24 protein-coding genes and 1 tRNA gene are annotated in these 22,363 nt (G+C 68.3%); 13 read left to right on the top strand and 12 right to left on the bottom strand.

Annotated elements, in window-relative coordinates; all coding sequences use genetic code 11:
* Position 1: 1 nt before the first annotated feature.
* From C1M51_RS11775 to ispB, 5 genes are all read right to left on the bottom strand, one after another.
* Positions 2–853 carry an A24 family peptidase gene (locus C1M51_RS11775; protein ID WP_129450003.1) on the bottom strand — a complete coding sequence of 284 codons (852 nt, stop codon included), beginning with the start codon at positions 851–853 and terminating at the stop codon, positions 2–4.
* 14 nt (positions 854–867) lie between these two features.
* Positions 868–2,094, bottom strand: a complete 1,227-nt coding sequence (locus C1M51_RS11780; RefSeq protein WP_129450005.1) for a type II secretion system F family protein — start codon at positions 2,092–2,094, stop codon at positions 868–870.
* 33 nt (positions 2,095–2,127) lie between these two features.
* Positions 2,128–3,846 (bottom strand): type IV-A pilus assembly ATPase PilB, encoded by a 1,719-nt coding sequence (gene pilB / locus C1M51_RS11785; protein WP_129450007.1) that lies wholly within the window; start codon positions 3,844–3,846, stop codon positions 2,128–2,130.
* Between the two features lie 147 nt (positions 3,847–3,993).
* A tRNA-Pro gene (locus tag C1M51_RS11790) sits at positions 3,994–4,070 on the bottom strand.
* Between the two features lie 38 nt (positions 4,071–4,108).
* The gene (ispB, locus tag C1M51_RS11795; RefSeq protein WP_036229611.1) at positions 4,109–5,038 is read right to left on the bottom strand and encodes an octaprenyl diphosphate synthase; all 930 of its coding nucleotides are present in this window, start codon (positions 5,036–5,038) and stop codon (positions 4,109–4,111) included.
* 327 nt (positions 5,039–5,365) lie between these two features.
* Here ispB and rplU point away from each other — a divergent pair, with 327 nt between their 5' ends.
* The 5 genes from rplU to C1M51_RS11820 all read left to right on the top strand — a co-directional run bounded on the left by rplU (position 5,366) and on the right by C1M51_RS11820 (position 9,261).
* Complete coding sequence (gene rplU, locus C1M51_RS11800) at positions 5,366–5,620, top strand: 50S ribosomal protein L21 (protein ID WP_129452175.1); 255 nt, start codon at positions 5,366–5,368, stop codon at positions 5,618–5,620.
* A 26-nt stretch (positions 5,621–5,646) separates the two neighbouring features.
* Positions 5,647–5,904 (top strand): 50S ribosomal protein L27, encoded by a 258-nt coding sequence (gene rpmA / locus C1M51_RS11805; RefSeq protein WP_011828112.1) that lies wholly within the window; start codon positions 5,647–5,649, stop codon positions 5,902–5,904.
* 103 nt (positions 5,905–6,007) lie between these two features.
* Entirely contained in the window at positions 6,008–7,120 is a 1,113-nt protein-coding gene (gene cgtA, locus C1M51_RS11810) for an Obg family GTPase CgtA (RefSeq protein WP_129450009.1), read from the top strand.
* A 36-nt stretch (positions 7,121–7,156) separates the two neighbouring features.
* Complete coding sequence (gene proB, locus C1M51_RS11815; RefSeq protein ID WP_129450011.1) at positions 7,157–8,275, top strand: glutamate 5-kinase; 1,119 nt, start codon at positions 7,157–7,159, stop codon at positions 8,273–8,275.
* 50 nt (positions 8,276–8,325) lie between these two features.
* Entirely contained in the window at positions 8,326–9,261 is a 936-nt protein-coding gene (locus C1M51_RS11820; RefSeq protein ID WP_310733925.1) for a DMT family transporter, read from the top strand.
* A 15-nt stretch (positions 9,262–9,276) separates the two neighbouring features.
* Here C1M51_RS11820 and C1M51_RS11825 read toward each other — a convergent pair whose 3' ends face one another.
* Entirely contained in the window at positions 9,277–9,876 is a 600-nt protein-coding gene (locus C1M51_RS11825; protein WP_129450013.1) for an RNA pyrophosphohydrolase, read from the bottom strand.
* 149 nt (positions 9,877–10,025) lie between these two features.
* Between C1M51_RS11825 and C1M51_RS11830 the strand changes: the two genes are divergently transcribed.
* Positions 10,026–11,771, top strand: coding sequence for a proline--tRNA ligase (locus C1M51_RS11830; protein WP_129450015.1), 1,746 nt, complete (start codon positions 10,026–10,028; stop codon positions 11,769–11,771).
* Entirely contained in the window at positions 11,771–12,391 is a 621-nt protein-coding gene (locus C1M51_RS11835) for a lytic transglycosylase domain-containing protein (RefSeq protein WP_129450017.1), read from the top strand. The genes C1M51_RS11830 and C1M51_RS11835 overlap by 1 nt, the downstream gene beginning before the upstream one ends.
* A 13-nt stretch (positions 12,392–12,404) precedes the next feature.
* Here the strand turns inward: C1M51_RS11835 and C1M51_RS11840 are convergent, their stop codons facing one another.
* The 6 genes from C1M51_RS11840 to hemA form a co-directional block, all read right to left on the bottom strand.
* Positions 12,405–12,968 (bottom strand): UbiX family flavin prenyltransferase, encoded by a 564-nt coding sequence (locus C1M51_RS11840; RefSeq protein ID WP_129450019.1) that lies wholly within the window; start codon positions 12,966–12,968, stop codon positions 12,405–12,407.
* Between the two features lie 79 nt (positions 12,969–13,047).
* Entirely contained in the window at positions 13,048–13,380 is a 333-nt protein-coding gene (grxD, locus tag C1M51_RS11845) for a Grx4 family monothiol glutaredoxin (protein WP_129450021.1), read from the bottom strand.
* A gap of 91 nt (positions 13,381–13,471) precedes the next feature.
* Positions 13,472–14,161 carry a hypothetical protein gene (locus C1M51_RS11850; RefSeq protein ID WP_129450023.1) on the bottom strand — a complete coding sequence of 230 codons (690 nt, stop codon included), beginning with the start codon at positions 14,159–14,161 and terminating at the stop codon, positions 13,472–13,474.
* A 177-nt stretch (positions 14,162–14,338) separates the two neighbouring features.
* Complete coding sequence (gene prmC / locus C1M51_RS11855; RefSeq protein WP_129450025.1) at positions 14,339–15,178, bottom strand: peptide chain release factor N(5)-glutamine methyltransferase; 840 nt, start codon at positions 15,176–15,178, stop codon at positions 14,339–14,341.
* Between the two features lie 2 nt (positions 15,179–15,180).
* Positions 15,181–16,260, bottom strand: coding sequence for a peptide chain release factor 1 (gene prfA / locus C1M51_RS11860; RefSeq protein ID WP_129450027.1), 1,080 nt, complete (start codon positions 16,258–16,260; stop codon positions 15,181–15,183).
* Positions 16,261–16,326: 66 nt separating this feature from the next.
* Positions 16,327–17,658: a glutamyl-tRNA reductase gene (gene hemA, locus C1M51_RS11865; RefSeq protein WP_129450029.1), complete on the bottom strand. Its 1,332-nt coding sequence runs from the start codon at positions 17,656–17,658 to the stop codon at positions 16,327–16,329.
* Between the two features lie 117 nt (positions 17,659–17,775).
* On the opposite strand from hemA, the gene C1M51_RS11870 reads away from it, so the two are divergent.
* Genes C1M51_RS11870 through bioF form a run of 6 tightly spaced genes read left to right on the top strand, consistent with a single transcriptional unit; the run spans position 17,776 to position 22,317 of the window.
* Complete coding sequence (locus C1M51_RS11870; RefSeq protein WP_242499665.1) at positions 17,776–18,051, top strand: hypothetical protein; 276 nt, start codon at positions 17,776–17,778, stop codon at positions 18,049–18,051.
* Positions 18,052–18,061: 10 nt separating this feature from the next.
* On the top strand, positions 18,062–18,697 hold the full coding sequence (queE, locus tag C1M51_RS11875) for a 7-carboxy-7-deazaguanine synthase (protein WP_129450033.1): 636 nt from the start codon (positions 18,062–18,064) through the stop codon (positions 18,695–18,697).
* A gap of 12 nt (positions 18,698–18,709) precedes the next feature.
* On the top strand, positions 18,710–19,099 hold the full coding sequence (locus C1M51_RS11880) for a 6-carboxytetrahydropterin synthase (RefSeq protein ID WP_129450035.1): 390 nt from the start codon (positions 18,710–18,712) through the stop codon (positions 19,097–19,099).
* Entirely contained in the window at positions 19,096–20,427 is a 1,332-nt protein-coding gene (bioA, locus tag C1M51_RS11885; protein ID WP_129450036.1) for an adenosylmethionine--8-amino-7-oxononanoate transaminase, read from the top strand. Before C1M51_RS11880 ends, bioA begins: the two co-directional genes overlap by 4 nt.
* Complete coding sequence (gene bioD / locus C1M51_RS11890) at positions 20,424–21,137, top strand: dethiobiotin synthase (RefSeq protein WP_129450038.1); 714 nt, start codon at positions 20,424–20,426, stop codon at positions 21,135–21,137. Before bioA ends, bioD begins: the two co-directional genes overlap by 4 nt.
* Positions 21,127–22,317: an 8-amino-7-oxononanoate synthase gene (bioF, locus tag C1M51_RS11895; protein ID WP_129450040.1), complete on the top strand. Its 1,191-nt coding sequence runs from the start codon at positions 21,127–21,129 to the stop codon at positions 22,315–22,317. The genes bioD and bioF overlap by 11 nt, the downstream gene beginning before the upstream one ends.
* Positions 22,318–22,363: the final 46 nt, after the last annotated feature.

The raw sequence follows: 22,363 nt of genomic DNA on the forward strand, positions 1-22,363 counted from the left end.
CTCAGGCCCAGCCGAGCCAGCCCATCACACGCTCGGAGCCTGCGTACAGGACGACCAGTCCGGCACCGGCCAGGAAGGGGCCGAAGGGCACGTAGCGCCCTTCGTGCAGAGCGCCGCTCAGCTTCATGGCGATGCCGACGGCGGCACCGATCAAGGAGGCCCCGAGCACGATGGGCAGCAGCATCTGCCATCCGAGCCAGGCGCCGAGGGCGGCCAGCAGCTTGAAGTCGCCCGCGCCCATGCCTTCCTTGCCTGTGGTGAGTTTGAACAGCCAGTACACCGACCACAGCGACAGGTAGCCGAACACCGCGCCCCAGACGGCCGTCGAGAGCGGCAGCGTCCAGCCGAGCGCGGCAGCCACCAGCCCGGCCCAGAGCAGCGGTAACGTGAGGCTGTCGGGCAGGAGCGTCGTGTCCCAGTCGATGCCGGACAGTGCCAGCAGGACGGCGACGAAGGCGCACCACGCCAGCACCGTCGGTTGCGCGCCGAAACGCCAAGCCAGCAAGGCGAACAACAGCCCGGTCGCGATCTCGAAGAGAGGATAGCGCGGCGAGATCGGTGTCTTGCAGGCTGAGCAGCGCCCGCGCAACAGCAGCCAGCTCAGCACCGGGACATTCTCGAACCAGCGGATGCGATGACCGCATTGTGGGCAGCGCGAGGCGGGTTTCGCCAGCGTGAGCGCGGGTGATTCTGGGGCCGCGACCCCGAGCAGCTCGGCGCTTTCGAGTCGCCAGGCCCGCTCCATCATCTGTGGCAGGCGATGGATGACGACATTGAGAAAGCTGCCGATGCACAGCCCGAGCAGCCCCAGCGCCCAGGGCGACAGCAGCGCGCCCTGCAGGTCGGACGACATGCCTCCGGGCGTGCTCAGACCACCTGGCCGAGCTTGAAGATCGGCAGGTACATCGAGACCACGATACCGCCGATGATGGTGCCCAGCACGACGATGATGATCGGCTCGAGCAGGCTCGACAGGCCTTTGACGGCCTCGTCGACCTCGGCCTCGTAGAACTCGGCCGCCTTGGACAGCATGTGATCGAGGGCGCCCGATTCCTCGCCGATGGCGGCCATCTGCAGCACCATCACGGGGAAGATGCCGGTCGCCTGCATCGAGGTGGTCAGTGCCGTGCCGGTGGAGACGTCCTTCTGGATCTGCTCGGTCGCTTCGGCGAACACGGCGTTGCCCGAGGCGCCGCCGACCGAGTCGAGCGCCTCGACCAGCGGCACGCCGGCCGCGAACATCGTGGCGAGCGTGCGCGTCCAGCGTGCGACGGCCGACTTGAAGATCAGATCACCGAACACCGGCAGCTTCAACAGCAGCCGGTCCATGGTCTTCTGCATCTTCTCGGATCGCTTCCACGACTCGAAGAAGAAATAGGTGCCGCCGATGATGACGCCGAAGATCAGCCACCAGTAGCTGACGAAGATCTCGGACATGGCCATCACGAACAGCGTCGGGGCCGGGAGGTCGGCTCCGAAGGACGTGAAGACTTCCTTGAAGGCGGGGATCACGAAGATCATGATGACCGCGACGACCACGAAGGCCACCACCAGCACGGCCACCGGGTAGATCAGCGCCGACTTGATCTTGCGCTTGATCTCGAGGGTCTTCTCCTGGTAGGTCGCCAGCCGCTCGAGCAGCGTTTCCAGGATACCCGCGGCTTCACCGGCCTCGACGAGGTTGCAATAGAGCGCGTCGAAGTACAGCGGGTGCTTGCGGAAGGCCGACGACAGGCTGGTGCCGGTCTCGATGTCGGAGCGGATGTCGGTCAGCAGCTTGGTCACACGCGGGTTGGTGCTGCCCCGCGCGACGATGTCGAAGGACTGCAGCAAGGGAACGCCGGCGCGCATCATCGTCGCGATCTGGCGCGTGAAGATCGCAATGTCCTTCGGCTTGATGGACTTGCCGCCGCTCATGCGGCGCTTCTTCACCTTGTTGACGAGGATGCCCTGGCGGCGCAGGGACGCGCTGACGACCGACTCGCCGCCGGCCCGCATTTCGCCGCGCACGACCTTGCCGTTCTTGTCCTTGCCTTCCCACTCGAAGACGAATTCCTTGATGTCTCGCGCCGAAGCCGTTGCTGCTGTGGCCATGGTGTCTCCGACTCTCCCTGCCGCCTGATGGGCTTACTCGTTGGTGACCGAGATGACTTCTTCCAGGGTGGTCACGCCCGCTCGCACCTTGACCAGACCGGATTGACGCAGATCACGCACGCCCTCTTGCTGTGCCTGTTTGGCGATGTCGACCGCATTGCCCTGCGTCAGGATGATGCGCTGGATCTCTTCGCTGATCGGCATGACCTGGTAGATGCCGACGCGCCCGCGGTAGCCGTTGCTGCAACTGGAGCAGCCGACGGCACGATACGGTTTCCAGCTGCCATCGAGTTCAGCTTCCTTGAAGCCTGCACGAAGCAGCGCCTCGCGAGGGTAATCGGCCGGCGCCTTGCAGTTCTCGCAGAGCTTGCGCGCCAGCCGCTGCGCCGTGATCAGGATCACGCTGGAGGCGATGTTGAACGGCGCGACGCCCATGTTCATCAGCCGCGTCAGGGTCGTCGGCGCGTCATTGGTGTGCAGTGTGCTCATCACCATGTGCCCGGTCTGCGCGGCCTTGATGGCGATGTCTGCCGTGTCGAGGTCGCGAATTTCGCCGACCATGATGACGTCCGGATCCTGCCGCAGGAAGGCCTTCAGGGCGACCGAGAAATTCAGCCCCGCCTTGTCGTTGACATTGACCTGGTTGACGCCCGGGAGGTTGATTTCGGCTGGGTCCTCGACGGTGGAGATGTTGACGCCGGGCTGATTCAGGATGTTAAGGCAGGTGTACAGAGACACCGTCTTGCCGGAGCCCGTGGGGCCGGTGACCAGCACCATGCCGTACGGCCGCTTGATCGCGTCGAGCAGGCGATCCTTCTCGACCTTCTCGTAGCCGAGGGCCTCGATACCGAGCTTGGCGCTCGACGGGTCGAGGATACGGATCACGATCTTCTCGCCGAACAGGGTGGGCAGGGTGCTGACCCGGAAATCGATCGCCTTGCTGCCGAACTTCAGCTTCATGCGGCCGTCCTGCGGCACACGCTTCTCGGCAATGTCGAGCCGGGAAATCACCTTGATGCGGGAGGCGAGCTTGTCCTTGATGGCAATCGGCGGCTGCGTGATCTCGCGCAGTTCGCCATCGACGCGGAAGCGGACGCGGTAGTTGTATTCGAACGGCTCGAAGTGCAGATCGGAGGCGCGTGCGTTGATCGCATCGATCAGCATCTTCTGCAGGAAACGAACGACCGGCGCGTCCTCGACGTCGGTGGTGACGTCGGCGGCCTCGGATGCGCTGGTATCTTCCTCGGTGACGTCGAATTCGAAATCACCGGCGACCAGCGACTCGAGGGATTCGCTGGCCGTCGTTGTGGCGGCATCGACGAGCCGGGAGAGCTTGTCGTGCTCGACGATCACCCACTCGGGCGTCAGCTGCGTGGCGAACTTGATGCGTTCAGCGGCTTCCTGGTCGGTAGGGTCGGCCCCGGCGATGAAGAGGCGGTTGCCACGCTTGCCCAGCACCAATACTTGATACTGAGTGGCCAGCTTGGCATCGATGACGTTGCGCGGCAGGCGCTGCGGATCGACCGCAGCCAAGTCGAGCAAGGGCATCGCCAGCACGCTGGACAGCGTGTGGGCAAGATCCGAAGGGTTGACGGCACCGGCGCTCAGGACCGCCGAGATGAAGCTGCGCTTCTGCTCCTTGGCGCTGCGGACCAGATCTTCGGCGGTCTTGACGTTGAGCTTGCCCGCGTGCACGAGCACGCGCGCGACGCCGGACAGCGAACTCTGCGGGGCATCGGCAAGGGTATCCACAGGGCAATCGGCGAAGTCAGGGCTGCAACCAGTTCATGATCGCCGATTCATGCGGCCCTGTAAACGACCGAGGTCCGCGGATGTGAGCATCCACCACGCGTTGCCGTGCAGACGCCACGACAAACTCCGCAAATCGCGCCGAAACGGTGGTCGGGGTGAGAGGATTCGAACCTCCGGCCTCTACGTCCCGAACGTAGCGCTCTACCAGGCTAAGCTACACCCCGATTGGGTCAGATCGATGCTGACTGCTCAAGCCAACGGTTCACGAGGAACGCTCCGTCGACTGAGCACATAAGTGTAGCAGAGCTTCGCGGTACTGCGAGTCTGGCAAGACCGACAAGGCTTCACAGGCCCGGGCGACCTCGGCGCGCGCCACTTCCCTGGTGGCTTCCAAGGCGCCGGTGGATCGGACGATCTCGATGATCTCCGGGAGGCGCTGCACCTCGCCTTGCTCGATGGCCGCGCGTACTACGTCCCTTTGCGCCGGCGTCCCTCGCGTCATGGCCACCAGCAAGGGCAGCGTCGGCTTGCCTTCCCGCAGGTCGTCGCCGATGTTCTTTCCCAGTGCCGACGTGGCGCCTTCATAGTCCAGGAGGTCGTCGACCAATTGGAATGCGGTGCCCAACGCTCTCCCGTAATCGGCGCACGCGGTTTCGACGCCGGGGGAGGCGTCGGCCAGCATGGCGCCGAGCCGAGCGCTGGCCTCGAACAGCTTGGCCGTCTTGAACCGGATCACCCGGAGATAGTCGTCGATGGACAGGTCGGGATCGTGCATGTTCATCAACTGCAGGACTTCGCCCTCGGCGATCACGTTCGTGGCGTCGGCCAGCACTTCCAGAACCCTCATGCGGTTCACCGAGACCATCATCTGAAAGGCGCGCGAATAAAGGAAGTCGCCAACCAGCACGCTCGCTGCGTTGCCGAAACGCGCATTGGCCGTGTCACGTCCACGCCGCAGCGCGGACTCGTCGACGACATCGTCGTGCAGCAAGGTCGCGGTGTGGATGAATTCGACCGTCGCCGCCAGTTCGAAGCGCTCCGGACCCCGGAAGCCGAGTGCCTGCGCGAACAACAGCACCAGCATTGGTCGCAACCGCTTGCCGCCGGCGCTGATGATGTAGTGCGAGATCTGATTGATCAGCGCGACATCCGAAGCCAGCCGGCGCCGGATCAACGCATCGACCTCGCCCATGTCGGCGGCGACCAGGTCTGCGAAGGAAAGGGTCGACCCAGAGACGTTCGAGACGGCAGTCACGCTGAAGGAGGAGGAAGGGCTCGAGGAATTTCGAGCGTATCGATTATAGGGAGGGGGATCGCGCGCGACCTGCGGCCTAGGGCGCCCAGCGTGCCCGGTGCATGCCGATCTCACGAGCGATGCTACAATCTCAGGCTCTGCGCATTTCGCAGGGACCGTCCGGGGGCCGGCAGGCACCGAGGCGGGTCATTCGAGTGAAAGGGCTGATATGTACGCGCTCATAAAACTGGTGGCAAGCAGTACAAGGTTGCTGCCGGCGAAAAAATCAAAGTAGAACAGATTGCTGCGGACGTTGGCCAAGAGATCGTGATCGACCAGGTGCTCGCCGTCGGAAGCGGCGCGGACCTCAAAGTTGGCACTCCCTTGGTTGCCGGCGCGACTGTCAAAGCCACGATCGTGGCGCACGGCAGGCACGACAAGGTGCGCATTTTCAAGATGCGTCGCCGCAAGCATTATCAGAAGCGGCAGGGTCACCGCCAGAACTTCACCGAGCTGGAAATCAGCACGGTGAACGGCTGACACGGCAACCGAGAAGGAGCTAGGAAATGGCACAGAAAAAAGGCGGCGGTTCCACCCGGAACGGTCGCGATTCGCAGCCGAAGATGCTCGGCGTCAAGGCTTTCGGCGGCCAGGCCGTGCAGGCCGGCTCGATCATCGTTCGTCAGCGCGGCACGCAATTCCACGCGGGCAGCAACGTGGGCATCGGCAAGGACCACACCTTGTTCGCGCTCGTCGACGGCAAGGTGAGCTTTGCCGTCAAGGGCGAGCGCAATCGCCGCACGGTGGCGATCGATCCCGTTTGACTGCGCGCTTAGCGCCGCGACGAAGCCCCGGCCCGCCGGGGCTTTTTCGTTGCAGAGCTCCAGATAACATCTCACCGGCTCGTTCGAGCAACAGGCATTCCCCATGAAATTCGTTGACGAGGCTTACATCGACGTGATAGCCGGCAACGGCGGCAACGGCTGCGTGAGCTTTCGGCGCGAGAAGTTCATCCCGTTCGGTGGTCCGAACGGTGGCGATGGCGGGCGTGGCGGTAGCGTCTACGCGGTGGCCGACCGGAACCTCAACACCCTGATCGATTTCCGTTTCGCGCGGCGACACGAAGCCCGCCATGGTGAGCACGGCCGCGGTTCCGATCAGTTCGGCGCCGCCGCCGAGGACATCGTGATGCGCATGCCGGTAGGCACCATCATCAGCGACGCCGAGACCGGCGCGCCGGTTGCCGAATTGCTCGAGCCGGGCGAGCGGATCCTGATCGCCAAGGGGGGCGACGGCGGCTTTGGCAACCTGCACTACAAGACCAGCACCAACCGTGCGCCCCGGCAGAAGACGCCGGGCTGGCCGGGAGAGCAGAAGAAGCTCAAGCTCGAACTGCGCGTGCTGGCCGACGTCGGGCTGCTGGGCATGCCCAACGCCGGCAAATCCACGCTGATCAGTGCGATCTCGAACGCCCGGCCGAAGATCGCCGACTATCCCTTCACGACGCTGCACCCCAATCTCGGCGTCGTGCGCGTCGGACCGGAGCAGAGCTTCGTCGTCGCCGACGTGCCCGGGCTGATCGAGGGTGCGGCCGAGGGCGCCGGGCTGGGACACCGCTTCCTGCGCCACCTGCAGCGCACCCGGCTACTGCTGCACATGATCGATATGGCGCCGTTCGACGACACCGATCCGGTCGCGCAGGCCAAGGCCATCGTCGCCGAGTTGAAGAAGTACGACCCGGCGCTCTACGACAAGCCGCGCTGGCTGGTGCTCAACAAGCTCGACGTCGTGCCGGCCGAGGATCGTGCCGCGCGCGTGAAGGATTTCGTCAAGCGCTTCAAGTGGAAGGGCCCCGTGTTCGAGATCTCGGCGCTGACGCGCGAGGGCTGCGAGACGCTGGTGCAGGCGATCTACCAGCATGTGGCCAGCTATCAGACCCACTATGTCGATCCCGACGTGCGCTTTGCCGAGCCCGAGGCCGACGAGCGCGACGACGAACCCCGCTTTGCACCGCAGGCGGATGACCCGCGCTTCCGCTGAGGCGTGCGTTGACCTGACTCAGAGACAAGAGGCCGCATGCCCGAAGTGCTGCATGGTGCCAAGCGCATCGTCGTCAAGGTTGGCTCCAGCCTGGTGACCAACGAGGGTCGGGGCGTCGATGCCGCCGCGATCGGCAACTGGTGCCGCCAGCTGGCGTCGCTGGCCGGGCAAGGCCGCGAGGTGCTGATGGTGTCCAGCGGCGCGATCGCCGAAGGCATGAAGCGGCTGGGGTGGAGTGCGCGGCCGAAGGAGATCCACGAACTGCAGGCCGCCGCCGCCGTCGGACAGATGGGGTTGGCGCAGATGTACGAGAGCAAGCTGTCGGAGCACGGCATCGGCAGTGCGCAGGTGCTGTTGACGCATGCCGACCTCGCGGACCGCGAGCGCTACCTGAACGCACGCTCGACCCTGCTCACGCTGCTGTCGCTGAAGGTGATCCCGGTCATCAACGAGAACGACACGGTCGTCAACGACGAGATCAAGTTCGGCGACAACGACACGCTGGGAGCCCTGGTCGCCAACCTCGTCGATGCCGACGCGCTGGTGATCCTGACCGATCAACCGGGGCTGTATTCCGCCGATCCTCGCAAGGACCCGCAGGCGCGGTTCATCGACGAGGCAGTGGCCGGGACACCGGAGCTCGAGCAGATGGCAGGAGGGGCGGGGTCCAGTCTGGGCCGTGGCGGCATGATCACCAAGGTGCTGGCCGCCAAGCGTGCCGCCAGCAGCGGGGCCTCGACCGTCATCGCCTGGGGCCGCGAGCCCGACGTGCTGCTGAGGCTCGCCGCTGGTGAGGCGATCGGCACGCTGCTCGTCGCGCGCACCGCCAAGCTCGCGGCGCGCAAGCAGTGGATGGCCGACCATCTGCAGTTGCGCGGTGCTGTGGTCATCGACGACGGCGCCGTCGGCAAGTTGCGCGACGAGGGCAAGAGCCTGTTGCCGATCGGCATGCTCGAGGTGCAGGGCGAGTTCGTGCGAGGCGACGTGATCGCGGTGCGGAGCCAGGCCGGTGCCGAAATCGCGCGGGGCCTGGCCAACTACGCGAGCAGCGAGGCGCGGCTGATCGCGCGCAAGCCGTCGTCGCAGATCGAGAGCCTGCTGGGCTACAGCAACGAGCCCGAGATGATCCACCGCACGAATCTCGTGCTGGCCTGACGAGATTTCTTGCGTCTGCGCTCGGGCTGTCCTCGAAACCCCCGCATCCGGTGTTCCCGGCGCGGCGCGGGATGCCCCGCGTGACGACGGAGCGCGAACCCCGCGCCGCGCGCATCGATGCGCCTGCGGCCCTGGCGCTGGTCTGCTGCTGCGCGCTTTGGGGATTGAACCAAGTCGCCATCAAGGCAGCGCTGCCCGAGGTCGGGTCGCTGATCCAGCTGTCCGTTCGCAGCGTGGTCGCCCTGGTGCTGGTCCTCGCCTGGATGCGCTGGCGCCGAATTCCCTGGCACTGGCGTGACGGCACACTGTGGCCTGGCCTGCTCGCCGGCCTGCTGTTCGCCATCGAATTCGGGTGCATCTTCGTCGGCTTGCAGTACACGACGGCCGCCCGGTCGGTCGTGTTCATCAACACCTCGCCGTTCGTCGTTGCCTTGGTGCTCGCGTGGCTGGTGCCGGCCGAGCGGCTGCGGCCCCTGCAGGCGCTCGGCTTGGCCGTTGCCTTCGGTGGGGTGGCTTTCGCGTTTGCCGAGCCTGCGCCTCGGACGGACGGTTGGCCGTGGTTGGGCGATGCGCTGATCCTCGTTGCGGCAGCGTTGTGGGGGCTGACCACCGTGATCATCCGCTTCAGTTCGCTGCGCCATGCTGCGCCCGAGAAGACGCTGGCCTACCAGCTGCTTGTTTCGGCGCTGCTGTCGCCGGCGGCTGCCTGGGTGAGCGGCGCGCCCTGGCCGGCCGCTTGGAGCGCTCTGGCCATCGGTTCGCTGTTCTATCAGGCGGTGATCGTCACCTTCGCCAGTTACCTGCTGTGGTTCGGGTTGCTCACGCGTTATCCGGCGACCAAGGTGCAGGCCTTCGTGTTCCTCACGCCGGTGTTCGGCGCGGCCTTCGCCGCCGGCCTGCTGGAGGAGCCGCTGGGTGTCGAGTTGCTGGTGGCGCTCGTGGCTGTGGCTGTGGGGCTGAGCCTGCTCAACCGCCGGCACCGCTGACGCCGACGCAGAGCCTCAGCGCGGACCTTCGGGCGTCGGCTCACCGTCGGCGGCTTCCATCGGCGCCTCGCCGTTGGAGCGCTCTTCGTCCTCACGCCGGTGCGCCCGCATGCCCGAGCGCAGGTAGCGGTTGTGGTGGTTGGCGCGTGGCAGGAAGCGCGCCAGCTCGGTCAGCGCCATCTGGTAGACGTCGCGCTTGAAGTCGATCACCACCTCGAGCGGTACCCAGTACTCGTTCCAGCGCCAAGCGTCGAATTCCGGATGGTCGCAGGCGCGCAGGTTCATGTCGTTGTCGCGGCCGGTGAGCTGCAGCAGGAACCAGATCTGCTTCTGGCCGCGGTAGTGGCCGCGGGCCTCGCGGCGGATGTAGTGGTCGGGCACCTCATAGCGCAGCCAATCGCGCGTGCGCGCCAGGATGCGCACATGCTCGGGCTGCAAGCCCACTTCTTCGTGCAGCTCACGGTACATCGCCTGCTCGGGCGTCTCACCGTACTTGATGCCGCCTTGCGGAAACTGCCAGGAGTGGGTGCGTATGCGTTTGCCCCAGAACACCTGGTTCCGCTGGTTGAGCAGAACGATGCCGACGTTGGGCCTGAAGCCTTCACGGTCGAGCATAATGAAACCTCGAATTCAGTCTTGAATTCATTATTGCACCGGGCTTCCGCGATGCAAGCCCGCTCCGCCTCAGGTTGCGGGGTCGGTCCGGCGGCATCGCTCCCGCAGTTCATCACGCAGCCTCCCTCTCGCATGCCCCGGCCGACGCCATGAAAGCCTCCCAGTTCTTCGTCTCCACCCTGAAAGAAGCACCAGCCGACGCCGAGATCACGAGCCACAAGCTGATGATGCGCGCCGGCATGATCAAGCGGCTCGGAGCCGGCATCTACAGCTACATGCCGATGGGGCTGCGCGTGATCCGCAAGGTCGAGGCGATCATCCGCGAGGAAATGAACCGGGCGGGCGCTGTCGAACTGCTGATGCCCGTGGTGCAACCGGCCGAGCTGTGGCAGGAGACCGGGCGCTTCGAGAAGATGGGGCCCGAGCTGATGCGCGTGAAGGACCGCCACGACCGCGACTTCATCATCCAGCCGACCAGCGAGGAGGTCGTCACCGACATCGCGCGGCAGGAGCTGCGCAGCTACCGTCAGCTGCCGAAGAATTTCTATCACATCCAGACCAAGTTCCGCGACGAACGCCGGCCGCGCTTCGGCGTGATGCGGGGGCGCGAGTTCACCATGAAGGATGCCTACTCCTTCGACCGCGACGAAGCCGCCGCCGGCAGGAGCTATGACGCGATGTACGCCGCCTATGGCCGCATCTTCGACCGCTTCGGCCTCAGCTACCGCGCGGTGGCGGCCGACACCGGCGCGATCGGTGGTGACCGTTCGCACGAGTTCCAGGTCATCGCCGAGACCGGCGAAGACGCGATCGTCTACTGCCCGACCAGCGATTACGCGGCCAACATCGAGCTGGCCGAGTGTCTGCCGCTCGCCGCGCAACGGCCGGTGCCGGTTCAGCCGCTGGCCAAGACACCCACACCCGGCAAGGCGACCTGCGCCGACGTGGCCGCCTTGCTGGATCTGCCGCTGACGCAGACCGTGAAGTCACTGGTGCTGGCCACCGACGATCGCAATGACGGCGGTGACATCGTGAAGACCACCGTCTGGCTGCTGCTGGTGCGGGGCGATCATGAGCTTAACGAAGTCAAGGCCGGCAAGCTGCCGGGCCTGAACGCGGGCTTCCGGTTCGCGACCGTCGGCGAGATCGACGCGCACTTCGGCTGCAAGCCGGGCTACCTGGGACCGATCGGCCTGAAGCAGCCGGTGCGCGTGATCGCCGACCGGACGGTGGCGCACATGGGCGACTTCGTCTGCGGCGCCAACGACGCCGACTTCCACTACACCGGTGTCAACTGGGGCCGCGATCTGCCCGAGCCCGATCTCGTGGCCGACATCCGTAATGCCGTCGTGGGCGACCCCTCACCGGACGGCAAGGGCGTGCTGGCGATCCAGCGCGGCATCGAGGTTGGCCACGTGTTCTATCTCGGTACCAAGTACAGCGCCGCGATGAACGCCACCTACCTCGACGAGACCGGCAAGCCGCGCCTGATGGAGATGGGCTGCTACGGCATCGGCGTCACGCGCATCCTCGGCGCGGCGATCGAGCAGCGTCACGACGCGCGCGGCATCGTCTGGCCGGCTGCGATCGCCCCGTTCGAGGTGGTCGTCTGCCCGATCGGCTACGACCGCTCTGCCGAGGTCCGGCAGGCCGCCGACGCGCTGCACGATGAGTTGCAGGCGCTCGGCCTGGACGTGATGCTCGACGACCGCGGTGAGCGCCCGGGCGCCATGTTCGCCGACTGGGAACTGATCGGCATCCCGCAGCGCGTGGTGATCTCGGACCGCGGACTGAAGGACGGGCAGGTCGAGTTACTGGGCCGGCAGGAGGCCGAGGCCGGCAAGCTGGCGCTGGCCGAGGTGGTCGCGCAGTTGCGTGCGCGCTTGCGCGACTGATGCAGGGCAACCGCCGGCTCGTCCTGTTCGCTGGCCTGGGCCTCGCCGCAGGCCTGCCGCCCGCGCCGGCCCGTGCCGGATCGCAGATCGAGGAGCCGCTGGCCGATGCGGTGCGCACCGCGCTGTCCGCGGCGGTTTCTCGCGGCGCACCGCCGCGTCCGAGCTTCGCCAGCACCGAAGAGCGGCTCGCCTACCTGCGTTGGCTCGGTGCGATGAGCCAGCGCCTGCAGAAGCGCAAGGCCGAGCACCTGACGCGCGTCGAGTTCCTCGAAACCCTCTGGTACGAAAGCCGCCGTGCCGGCCTCGACCCGGGGCTGGTGCTGGGGTTGGTTGAAGTGGAGAGCGGCTTTCGCAAGTATGCGGTGTCGGTGGCCGGCGCGCGCGGCTACATGCAGGTGATGCCGTTCTGGATGCGGACCATCGGCGACGGCGACGTCGGCCGTCTGTTCCATCTGCAGACCAACCTGCGCTTCGGCTGCGTGATCCTGCGGCACTACCTGGACCGCGAGCGCGGTGATCTGTATCTTGCGCTGGGCCGCTACAACGGCAGTCGCGGCCGACCCGAGTATCCGAACGCCGTGTTCGCCGCGCGCAAGCGCTGGGAATACAAACCCGGCTGAGCGGCGCCGAACCTCAGAGACCCGACCATGCCCTGGGCGCCGCGGCGTCGAGCCCCAGCAGGCCGAGCGCCCGCTCCACCGTGTCGTCGACCAACTCGTCGATGCTCACCGGCCGGTGATAGAAGGCAGGCAACGGTGGGAACACGATACCGCCCATCTCGGTCACCGCGGTCATGTTGCGCAGGTGTGCCAGGTTGAACGGTGTTTCGCGCACCAGCAGCAGCAGCCGGCGTCGCTCCTTCAGCGTCACGTCGGCAGCGCGCGTCAGCAGGTTGTCGCCGAAGCCATGCGCAATGGCGGCCAGCGACTTCATCGAACACGGCGCGATGACCATGGCCGCGGTCGCGAAGCTGCCGCTGGCGATGCAGGCGCCGATGTCGCCGGGCGCGTGGGCGTGATCGGCCAGCGCTTCCAGCGCCTGCCGGTCCAGGCCGAGTTCGTGATGCACGTTCAGCACGCCGGCCGGCGTCACGACGAGGTGCGTTTCGGCGCCCAGAGCGCGAGCGCGTGCCAACAAGCGCGTGCCGTAGACCGCGCCGGTCGCTCCGGTGATGCCGACCACGAGGCGTCGGGTCATGTGCTGTGCCTTCAGGTGAAGGGTCGTCCTGCGAGGCAGGACGACGGCGGCCAGGACGGTGGCCGTGCGGAGCGGAGCCTCAGGCCTGGGTGCTCAGCAGCGGTTGCAACTCACCGGACTGGTACATCTCGGCCATGATGTCCGAGCCGCCGACGAACTCGCCATTCACATACAGCTGCGGGATGGTGGGCCAGTTGGCGTATTCCTTGATGCCCTGGCGGATGCCGTCGTCGTCGAGCACGTTCACCGTGGCCAGATCGGTGACGCCGCAGGCCTTCAGGATCTGAACGGCGCGGCCCGAAAAGCCGCACATCGGGAACTGCGCGCTGCCCTTCATGAACAGCACCACGCGGTGCGACTTGACCAACTGGTCGATGCGCTGCTGGACGTCGGAGGAGGTGGTCTGGGTCATGGTGGCTCGCGGCAAGAATTCGGGAACAGCCGCGGTTATACGGCAAAGCGGGCCGCTGCCGGCCGCTGCAGCGGCAAATCCCCACCCGGGGTCAGAACGAGTAAGAGACGCCGAGTTGCAGCAACGGACTCAGTTGCAGGTCGCGCAGGCTGTCGCTCAGGCCCTGCTGGCCGAAGCGCACGGCCGAGCGCGGTTGCAGCACCACCAGGCCGACGTCGGCGCTGAAGCCCCAGCCGCCGCCGGTAGCCCGCAAGGACTGCAGCCCGGTGTAGCCCACGCCCACATAGGGCACCGAACTGTTGCCGTCCTCCGCGCCCGGCGTCGGGTTGGCGAGGCTGAAGTTGCGGCGCACCGCGCTGAAGCTGCCGCTCAATGCCGACAGGCCTGCCGGCAGCGAGGACCACGCCGCGCTGCGCGGTCCGTAGATCAGCCCGCCGGTGGCCCGCAGCCCGCCGCTGTAGCCCGCGCCGGCGACGCCCTGCTGAAGAAAATAGTAGTCGCCGAACAGGCTCAGACTCTGTTGCGGACGTTCCCCGCCATAGGCGGTGATGGTGTCCAGCCCCGGGTCGTAGCGCCCGCCGGCCAAGGCCGCGGGGCTGCCGCTGATGAGTCCGAGCCGGCCTTGCCAACGTGGCCAGACACTGTCGCTGCCGCGCAGGCCGAGGCCGCCGGCGTGGGAAGCGGACGTGATGGGTTCGCCGCTCCAGGCGGGCGTGACGCCCGCCGCCATCGCGAAGACCAGGGGCAGTGTCGGGCGGAACAAGGTGCGGCACACAGGCATGGCGAGCTCCTCGGGCAGACCGGGAAAGCGCCGAGCATTGCATCCGGGCCTTCCGAAAATCGATCCTACGCCGCTGCGGCGGTTTGTGGGATCGAGGTCGTCGGATCGCAACAGGCGCGCGCGCGGCGGTGCGATCTTTCGCACGGTCCGCGCACCGGGGTCGAGGTTCTCCCAGGCTCAGTCGCGGCAGCGGCCGCCAGAGCAGCGTGGCTGGTCACCCAGGTCATGACGGGTGGCGATGTGCTCGAAGCCCGCCATGCCGAGCAAAGCCTGGACCGCCTCGGCTTGGTCATAGCCGTGCTCGATCAGCAGCCAGCCACCCGTTGTCAGGAAGTTCGCAGCGCTCGCGATGATGTGACGGATCGCGACCAAACCGTCAGGTCCGGAGGTGAGCGCACACTGCGGCTCGTGTGTCAGGGCATCGAGGTGGCAGTCGCCATCGGCGATGTAGGGCGGATTGCTGACGATCAGCGCGAATCGGCGGTCTTCGAGGGCCGAGAACCAGTCGCTGAGCCGCCATTCGACCGCCAAGCCAAGCCTGCCGGCGTTCCGCTCGGCGACCGCGAGGGCGTCCGCGCTGGCGTCCACTGCGGTCACACGGGCCGTGGGGCGTCGCGCGGCCAGCGCCAGCGCGATCGCGCCGCTTCCCGTGCCGAGGTCGGCCACGGCAGCCTCGACATTGCAGGGCAGCAGCTCGAGCGCCCATTCCACCAGGGTCTCGGTGTCGGCGCGGGGGATCAGGACCTCGGGCGTCACCTCCAGCCTCAGGCCGAAGAACTCCTTCTCGCCCAGCACATAGGCCAAGGGTTCGCCGGCAGCGCGGCGCGTCAGCAAGGCGTCGTAGTGACGGGCGGCGTCGGGATCGAGAGCCTCGTCCGCGTGCGCCAGCAGCCAGCTGCGGGGGCGTGCGAGAACCGCGCTGAGCAGGCACTGCGCGTCGAGCCGGTCGATGCCGCGCTCGCGGGCCGACAGCAGCGCGGCGGCGACGCTGTCGGGGGGCGGCACCGGGCGGCGCATCCTCAGCCGATCTCCAGCTCGGCCAGCAACTCGGCCTCGCGCGCCGCCACCAGCGCCTTCACGACCGGTTCGAGCTCGCCGTCCATGATCGCGCCGAGCTGGTAGAGCGTCAGGTTGATGCGGTGGTCGGTGAGCCGCCCTTGCGGGAAGTTGTAGGTGCGGATGCGGTCGCTGCGGTCGCCGCTGCCGATCAGGCTCTTGCGCGTGGCTGCTTCCCTCGCTTGCCGCTCCAGTCGGTCCTTGTCGCGCAGCCGGGCGGCGAGCACCGCCATGGCCTTGGCCTTGTTGCGGTGTTGAGAGCGGTCGTCCTGGCATTCGGCCACCAGTCCGGTCGGAAGGTGGGTGATGCGCACGGCCGAGTCCGTCTTGTTGACATGCTGCCCGCCGGCTCCGCTGGCGCGGTAGGTGTCGATGCGCAGGTCGGCCGGATTCAGCGTCACCTCCTGCGCTTCGTCGGGCTCGGCCAGCACGGCGACGGTGCAGGCGCTGGTGTGGATGCGGCCCTGCGTCTCGGTGGCCGGCACGCGCTGTACGCGGTGGCCACCGGATTCGTATTTCAGGTGACCGAACACCCCGTCGCCCTCGATGCGCGCGACGACCTCCTTGTAGCCGCCCAGCTCGCTGTCGCTTGCCGACAGCAGCTCGACGCGCCAGCCCTGCCGCTCGGCGTAGCGGGTGTACATGCGCAGCAGGTCGCCGGCGAACAGGGCCGATTCGTCGCCACCGGTGCCGGCACGGATCTCCAGGAACACCGAGCGCGTGTCGTCCGGGTCGCGCGGCAGCAGCAGGCGCTGCAGCTCGGCGGCCAGGCGATCGAGCTCGGCCTGCGCGCTCGCGGCTTCCTCCGCGGCCATGTCGGCCAGCTCCGGGTCCGAGGCCATTTCCGCGGCGGCCGCCAGGTCGCGCTCACGCTGGGCGTGGCGCCGCTGGCGCTCGACGATGCCCGACACCTCGACGTGCTCGCGGCTCAGCGCCCGGAAGCCGCCCGCGTCCCGCATCACCGCGGGATCGGCGAGCAGCGAATCGAGCTCGGCGAGACGGCGGGCGTAACGGTCGAGTTGCTGGCGCAGGGCGGGTTTCATCGATGGGCAAGGAAACGCCAGGCCGGTAGCCGCTGCGGCTCCCGGTAGCCGGCAACGGCCGGCGGGCTACACCCCGTCGAGATGATCGTCTTCGCGGGGCCCGCCGGGCCGCACCGCGTCGGGCGGGATCGCCCCGCGCAGGAACAGGCGCGACACCGTGGTAGCGAGCTGGGCACGCTGGGTCGGGTCCGAGGCATGCAGCTCGGCCAGCGTGCCGTGCAGCATCTTCTGGGTGAGCCCGCGCGACAGCGCGTCGAGCACGGCGTCGACGCTTTCGCCGCGCGCCAGCAGCTTGCGCGCGCGCACCAGCTCGTTCTCGCGCCAGCTGTCGGCCTGCGCGTTCAAAGCCTGGATCAGCGGCACCGTGCCCCGCTGACCCAGCCAGTGCACGAAGCTCTGCACGCCGGTCTCGATGATGGCCTCGGCCTGCGCCACGGCGGCCAGGCGCTTCTCGCCACCGCTCTGGACGATGGCCGACAGGTCGTCGACGGTGTACAGGTAGACGTCGTCGAGCCGTGCCACCTCGGGCTCGATGTCGCGCGGCACCGCCAGATCGACCATGAAGATCGGACGGTGGCGCCGCACCTTCAGCGCCCGCTCGACGGCGCCCAGGCCGATCAGCGGCAGCGAACTGGCGGTGCAGGAGACCACGGCGTCGAACTCGTGCAGCCGCTGCGGCAGATCCGACAGCCGGATCGATTCGGCACCGAAGCGCGAGGCCAGCCGCTCGCCGCGTTCCAGTGTGCGATTGGCCACCGCCATGCGGGCCGGAGCCCGCGCGGAGAAATGCGTGGCGGCCAACTCGATCATCTCCCCGGCGCCGACGAACAGCACGCGGATCTCGCGCAGATCCTCGAACAACTGCGCGGCCAGGCGCACGGCCGCCGCCGCCATGCTGATGGAGTGGGTGCCGATCTCGGTCGCCGTGCGCACTTCCTTCGCAACGGCGAAGCTGCGTTGGAACAGCTGGTGCAGCGTGCTGCCCAGCGTGCCGGCGGCGTCGGCCTCGCGAACGGCCTGCTTCATCTGGCCCAGGATCTGAGGTTCGCCCAGCACCATCGAGTCCAGCCCGCTGGCCACGCGGAAGGCGTGGCGGGCAGCCTCGCCCCCCTCCAGCATGTAGGCGTGGTGGCTCAGCGTGTCGGCGCCGACACCGCCCACCCCGGCCAGCCACTCGAGCGCCGGACGCACCAGTTGCGGCTCGGCGGCGCAATACAGCTCGGTGCGGTTGCAGGTCGAGAGGATGGCGGCTTCGGGTGTGCCGGGGCGTTGCCCTGTGGTCAGGCGCTCGCGAAAGCCTTGCAGCGTGGGGGCCAGTTGTTCGAGCGTGAACGCGAAACGACCGCGCAAATCCACAGGCGCGGTCGTGTGGTTCAGGCCCAGGGCAAACACTGACATGGCCTGATTATAAAATTGATGTCGACTCCAACGGCCGTACTTACCAGCAGTCCAGGCGCCCTTCGGCGCCGCCTGCAACGGCCCGCGGCCCCGGCTCCGATGCCGCCCGCACACCCCATGACCGCGCTCGACGCCCTGACCCACCTGCTCAACTTCGTGCTGCCCGCCGTGCTCCTCGGGGGCTTGGCCGCGGGCCTGGCAAAGCTGGTGTGGTTCCGCGCCCTGAAGGCCGTGCCGTGGCGCAGCCTGGCCGGCTGGGCCAGCGCGGCTGCCACGGCGGCCCTGGTCGGCGGATTGCTGCTGACCGGTCGCGACGGCGCGATGCTGACTTACGGCGCCATGGTGCTGGCCTGCGCCGCGGCGCTGGGTTGGGCCGGCTGGGGCCGGCATTGAGGCTCAACCGATGACTTACTCGGTCAAGGAAGTCTTCTACACCCTGCAGGGTGAAGGCAGCCACGCCGGCCGCCCGGCGGTGTTCTGCCGCTTCGCCGGCTGCAACCTGTGGAGCGGGCGCGAGGCGGACCGGGCCGATGCTGTCTGCCGCTTCTGCGATACCGAGTTCGTCGGTACCGACGGCACCGGCGGCGGCAAGTTCACCATCGCCGAATCGCTCGCATCGCATGTGGCGGCGCATTGGCCCGCGGGCGTTGCGGGTCCCCGCTTCGTCGTGCTGACCGGTGGTGAACCCCTGCTGCAGGTCGATGCCGCGTTGATCGACGCGTTGCATGCACAGCGCTTCGAGATCGCGGTCGAGACCAACGGCAGCGTGCAGGCGCCGCCCGGCATCGACTGGCTCTGCGTCAGCCCGAAGGCCGGCGCACCACTGCTGCAGCGCTCGGGCCAGGAGCTGAAGGTGGTGGTGCCACAGGACGGCATCGATCTCGGTGAACTCGACGCACTCGATTTCGCGCAGCGCCGCGTGCAGCCGATGGACGGCCCCGATCTGGCCGCCAACACCGACTGGGCCGTGCGCTGGTGCCTGGCGCATCCACGCTGGCAGCTCAGCCTGCAAACCCACAAACTTCTCGGCATCCGCTGAACGGATGACCTCATGTTCGAACTCAGCCAGTCCTTCTATTTCGAGTCGGCGCACACGCTGCGCCGCCAGGTCGAGCGCAACGAGGCCGACGGCAGCCGGCGTGTCCACGGCCACACCTACACGGCCGAGGTCACCGTGCGTGGCGACGCCGATCCGGCCACCGGCATGGTGGTCGACCTGGCGCTGCTGCGCGCCGCCATCGCCACGGTGCGCGAGCAACTCGACCACCACTTTCTCGACGAGGTGCCCGGGCTGGGGCTGCCGACGCTGGAGAACCTGTGCCGCTTCATCCACGAGCGGCTGCTGACCACGGTGCCGGCGATCGCCAGCGTCAGCGTCGGGCGGCAGAGCAGTGGGGACCGCTGTACCTTCCGGCCGGTGCTCGCGGATCGCCGGCGATGACTCGCGGAACCGACACCCTGGCCGAGCGCAGCCGGCGCGCGGTCTGGCACCCCTGCACGCAGATGAAGCGCCACGAGCGCGAGCCGCTGCTGGCAATCGCGCGCGCGCAGGGACCGTGGCTGTTCGACCCCAACGGGCGTCGCTACCTCGACGCTGTCAGCTCCTGGTGGGTCAACCTGTTCGGCCACGGCCACCCTCAGCTGCGGGACGCGCTGGCCGAGCAGCTGGCGACGCTCGACCACGTGATGCTCGCCGGCCTGACGCACGAGCCGGTGGTCGAGCTCTCGGAGCGCCTCGCCGCGCTGACCGGCCTGGGCCATGCCTTCTATGCCAGCGACGGCGCCTCGGCGACCGAGATCGCGCTGAAGATGAGCGCGCACAGCTGGCGCAACCGCGGCCGGCCGCAGAAGTGCGAGTTCGTCGGGCTGGCCGGCGGCTATCACGGCGAGACCGTGGGCGCGCTGTCGGTCACCGACATCGCGCTGTTCCGCGAGGCCTATGCGCCGCTGGTGCGCCTGAGTGCCGCACTGCCGTCGCCGGACACGCGCCATGCCGCGCCGGGCGAGGACGCCGCGGCCCACGCCCGGCGCTGCGCGGCGGCGCTCGAGGCCTATCTGGATCAGTACCACGAGCGCACCGCGGCGTTGATCGTCGAACCGCTGGTGCAGTGCGCCGCCGGCTTCGGCATGCACGACCCCGAGTACCTGCGGCTGGCGCGCGCGCTGTGCGACCGCTACCAGGTGCACCTGATCTGCGACGAGATCGCGGTCGGCTTCGGCCGCACCGGCACGCTGTTCGCGCACCAGCAGGCCGGTATCCGGCCCGATTTCATCTGCCTGTCCAAGGGCCTGACCGGCGGCACGCTGCCGCTGTCGGCGGTGCTGACGACCGACGCGGTCTACGAGGCCTTCTACGATGACCTGGCGTCGCGCGGCTTCCTGCATTCGCACTCCTACACCGGCAATCCGCTGGCCTGCCGCGCGGCGTTGACCGTGCTCGATCTGTTCGAGCAGCCGTTCGATGGCGAGCCGATCATGGCCCGCAACCGCCGAACCGCCTCGCGACTGACCGCGCTGTGCGAGCCGCTGAACGCCCACCCGCGCGTGCGCGCGGTGCGCCAGCTCGGCATGCTGTGGGCCTGGGACATCGACGACGGCGGCGTGGTGGGTTTCTCCAGCGCCTACCACCTCGCGGCGCGTGAGCAGGGCCTGCTGCTGCGGCCGATCGGCAACACGCTGTACTTCATGCCGCCCTACGTGCTGGACGACGGTGCGCTGGAGCAACTGGCCGGCGGTGCGCTGCGCGCGCTCGAGGTCGCGCTGGCATGACGGCGACGCCGACGGCCGCCGCGCGTGGCTGGTTCGTGACCGGCACCGACACCGGGGTCGGCAAGACCCGCGCGAGCGTCGCGCTGCTGCGGGCGCTGCGCGCGCGACATGCGCGCTGCGTCGGCATGAAGCCGGTCGCGGCAGGCACCGAGCCGGCACCGGACGGCGGCGAGCGAGAGAACGAGGATGTGCTGGCGCTGCGTGCCGCGGGCACGGTTCGCGTGGCCGCTGCGCTCGACAACCCGGTGCGCCTCCACGACGCGATGTCGCCGCACCTCGCCGCGCGGCGCGCCGGCCGAACGATCGAGATCGAACCGCTGGTCGCGGCCTACCGCGCGCTCGCCGCACAAGCCGATGCGGTGGTGGTCGAAGGCGCGGGGGGCTTTCTCGTGCCCTTGTCCGACACGCAGACCGGTGCCGACCTCGCCGTGGCGCTCGGCCTGCCGGTGATCCTCGTCGTCGGCCTGCGCCTGGGCTGCCTGAACCACGCGCTGCTGACGCGCGACGCGATCCGGCAGCGCGGCCTGCCGCTGGCCGGCTGGATCGTCAGCCGGCTCGACCCAACCATGCCGGAGCAGGGCGCCAACGTCGACTACCTGCGCCGGCAGCTCGATGCACCCCTGTTAGCCGACTGGCCCTGGCAGCCCGAAGCCGATCCGGGCACGCTGGAGTTGCAACTTCCCCCTGAGCCTGCTCTCGATGCCGCCTGACCTCCACGACGTTTTCGGGTCGGCGGTCGCCGCACTCGACGCGCAGCAACTGCGCCGCCACCGCCGCGTGGTCTCGGCGCTCGACGGCGCGATGGTGCAGGCCGACGGGCAGCCGCGACTCGCCTTCGCCGGCAACGACTACCTCGGGCTGTCGCAGCACCCGGCGCTGATCGAGGCCGCCCGGCAGGGCGCGGCTCGCTACGGCGTCGGTGCGACCGCCTCGCCGCTGATCTGCGGGCACAGTCCGGCGCACGAGGCGTTGGAGCAGGAGCTGGCGCGTTTCGTCGGCCTGCCGCGCGCGCTGTACTTCTACGCGGGCTACGCGGCCAATGCCGGTGCGATCCCGGCGCTGGTGGAGCGCGGCGATGCGCTGATCTCCGATGCCCTGAACCACGCCTGCCTGATCGACGGCGCCCGCCTGTCGCGTGCCGACCTCACGGTCTATCCACACAACGACCTGGCGGCGCTGGAGCGGGCGCTCGTCGCGGCGCGCGGCGCGCGGCGGCGGCTCGTCGTGGCCGACGCGGTGTTCAGCATGGACGGCGATCTGGCGCCGCTGCCCGAGATGCTCGCCCTGTGCGAGCGCCATGACGCCTGGCTCTACGTGGATGACGCGCACGGCTTCGGCGTGCTCGGCGAGGGCGGGCGCGGCAGCCTGTCGCACTGGAGCGTGCCGACCGACGCGATGTCCTCGCGCCTGATCTACATGGCCACGCTGGGCAAGGCCGCCGGTGTCGCTGGGGCCTTCATCGCCGGCGCGCCCGCGGTGATCGAGTGGCTGGTGCAGAAGGCACGCACCTTTTTCTTTGCCACCGGTGCGCCGCCGATGATCGCCGAGGCGCTGCGCGCCAGCCTGCAGGTCATCGAGTCGGAAGGCTGGCGGCGCGAAAGGCTGCTGCAGCTGCGCACGCGCCTGGCGTGCGGACTGGCGGCGCTGCCCTGGCCGGCGCCTGCCTCGCAAAGCGCCATCCAGCCGCTGCTGCTGGGCGACAACGGCACGGCGCTGCAGGTGATGGCCGCGCTCGATGCCCAGGGCATCTGGGTGCCGGCGATCCGCCCGCCCACGGTGCCGGACGGCACCGCGCGCCTGCGCATCTCGCTGTCGGCCGCTCACACGCCGGACGACGTGGATCGGCTGTGCGCCGCGCTGCTCGCGGCCAGCGCCCGGCCCCCTGTCTGAGCTGCCCGTTTCGCGGGGGTGGGCCGTGCCGCTGCGCACGGTGCTT

It is taken from the genome of Methylibium sp. Pch-M (assembly GCF_004136295.1).
Taxonomy (GTDB): Bacteria; Pseudomonadota; Gammaproteobacteria; order Burkholderiales; family Burkholderiaceae_C; genus Methylibium; species Methylibium petroleiphilum.

Coding starts and splice junctions, on each gene's coding strand:
- C1M51_RS11775 (WP_129450003.1), bottom strand. CDS start 853: ATGTCGTCCGACCTGCAGGGCGCGCTGCTGTCGCCCTGGGCGCTGGGG.
- C1M51_RS11780 (WP_129450005.1), bottom strand. CDS start 2,094: ATGGCCACAGCAGCAACGGCTTCGGCGCGAGACATCAAGGAATTCGTC.
- ispB (WP_036229611.1), bottom strand. CDS start 5,038: ATGGGCGAGGTCGATGCGTTGATCCGGCGCCGGCTGGCTTCGGATGTC.
- rpmA (WP_011828112.1), top strand. CDS start 5,647: ATGGCACAGAAAAAAGGCGGCGGTTCCACCCGGAACGGTCGCGATTCG.
- cgtA (WP_129450009.1), top strand. CDS start 6,008: ATGAAATTCGTTGACGAGGCTTACATCGACGTGATAGCCGGCAACGGC.
- proB (WP_129450011.1), top strand. CDS start 7,157: ATGCCCGAAGTGCTGCATGGTGCCAAGCGCATCGTCGTCAAGGTTGGC.
- C1M51_RS11825 (WP_129450013.1), bottom strand. CDS start 9,876: ATGCTCGACCGTGAAGGCTTCAGGCCCAACGTCGGCATCGTTCTGCTC.
- C1M51_RS11830 (WP_129450015.1), top strand. CDS start 10,026: ATGAAAGCCTCCCAGTTCTTCGTCTCCACCCTGAAAGAAGCACCAGCC.
- C1M51_RS11835 (WP_129450017.1), top strand. CDS start 11,771: ATGCAGGGCAACCGCCGGCTCGTCCTGTTCGCTGGCCTGGGCCTCGCC.
- C1M51_RS11840 (WP_129450019.1), bottom strand. CDS start 12,968: ATGACCCGACGCCTCGTGGTCGGCATCACCGGAGCGACCGGCGCGGTC.
- grxD (WP_129450021.1), bottom strand. CDS start 13,380: ATGACCCAGACCACCTCCTCCGACGTCCAGCAGCGCATCGACCAGTTG.
- C1M51_RS11850 (WP_129450023.1), bottom strand. CDS start 14,161: ATGCCTGTGTGCCGCACCTTGTTCCGCCCGACACTGCCCCTGGTCTTC.
- prmC (WP_129450025.1), bottom strand. CDS start 15,178: ATGCGCCGCCCGGTGCCGCCCCCCGACAGCGTCGCCGCCGCGCTGCTG.
- prfA (WP_129450027.1), bottom strand. CDS start 16,260: ATGAAACCCGCCCTGCGCCAGCAACTCGACCGTTACGCCCGCCGTCTC.
- hemA (WP_129450029.1), bottom strand. CDS start 17,658: ATGTCAGTGTTTGCCCTGGGCCTGAACCACACGACCGCGCCTGTGGAT.
- C1M51_RS11870 (WP_242499665.1), top strand. CDS start 17,776: ATGACCGCGCTCGACGCCCTGACCCACCTGCTCAACTTCGTGCTGCCC.
- queE (WP_129450033.1), top strand. CDS start 18,062: ATGACTTACTCGGTCAAGGAAGTCTTCTACACCCTGCAGGGTGAAGGC.
- C1M51_RS11880 (WP_129450035.1), top strand. CDS start 18,710: ATGTTCGAACTCAGCCAGTCCTTCTATTTCGAGTCGGCGCACACGCTG.
- bioA (WP_129450036.1), top strand. CDS start 19,096: ATGACTCGCGGAACCGACACCCTGGCCGAGCGCAGCCGGCGCGCGGTC.
- bioD (WP_129450038.1), top strand. CDS start 20,424: ATGACGGCGACGCCGACGGCCGCCGCGCGTGGCTGGTTCGTGACCGGC.
- bioF (WP_129450040.1), top strand. CDS start 21,127: ATGCCGCCTGACCTCCACGACGTTTTCGGGTCGGCGGTCGCCGCACTC.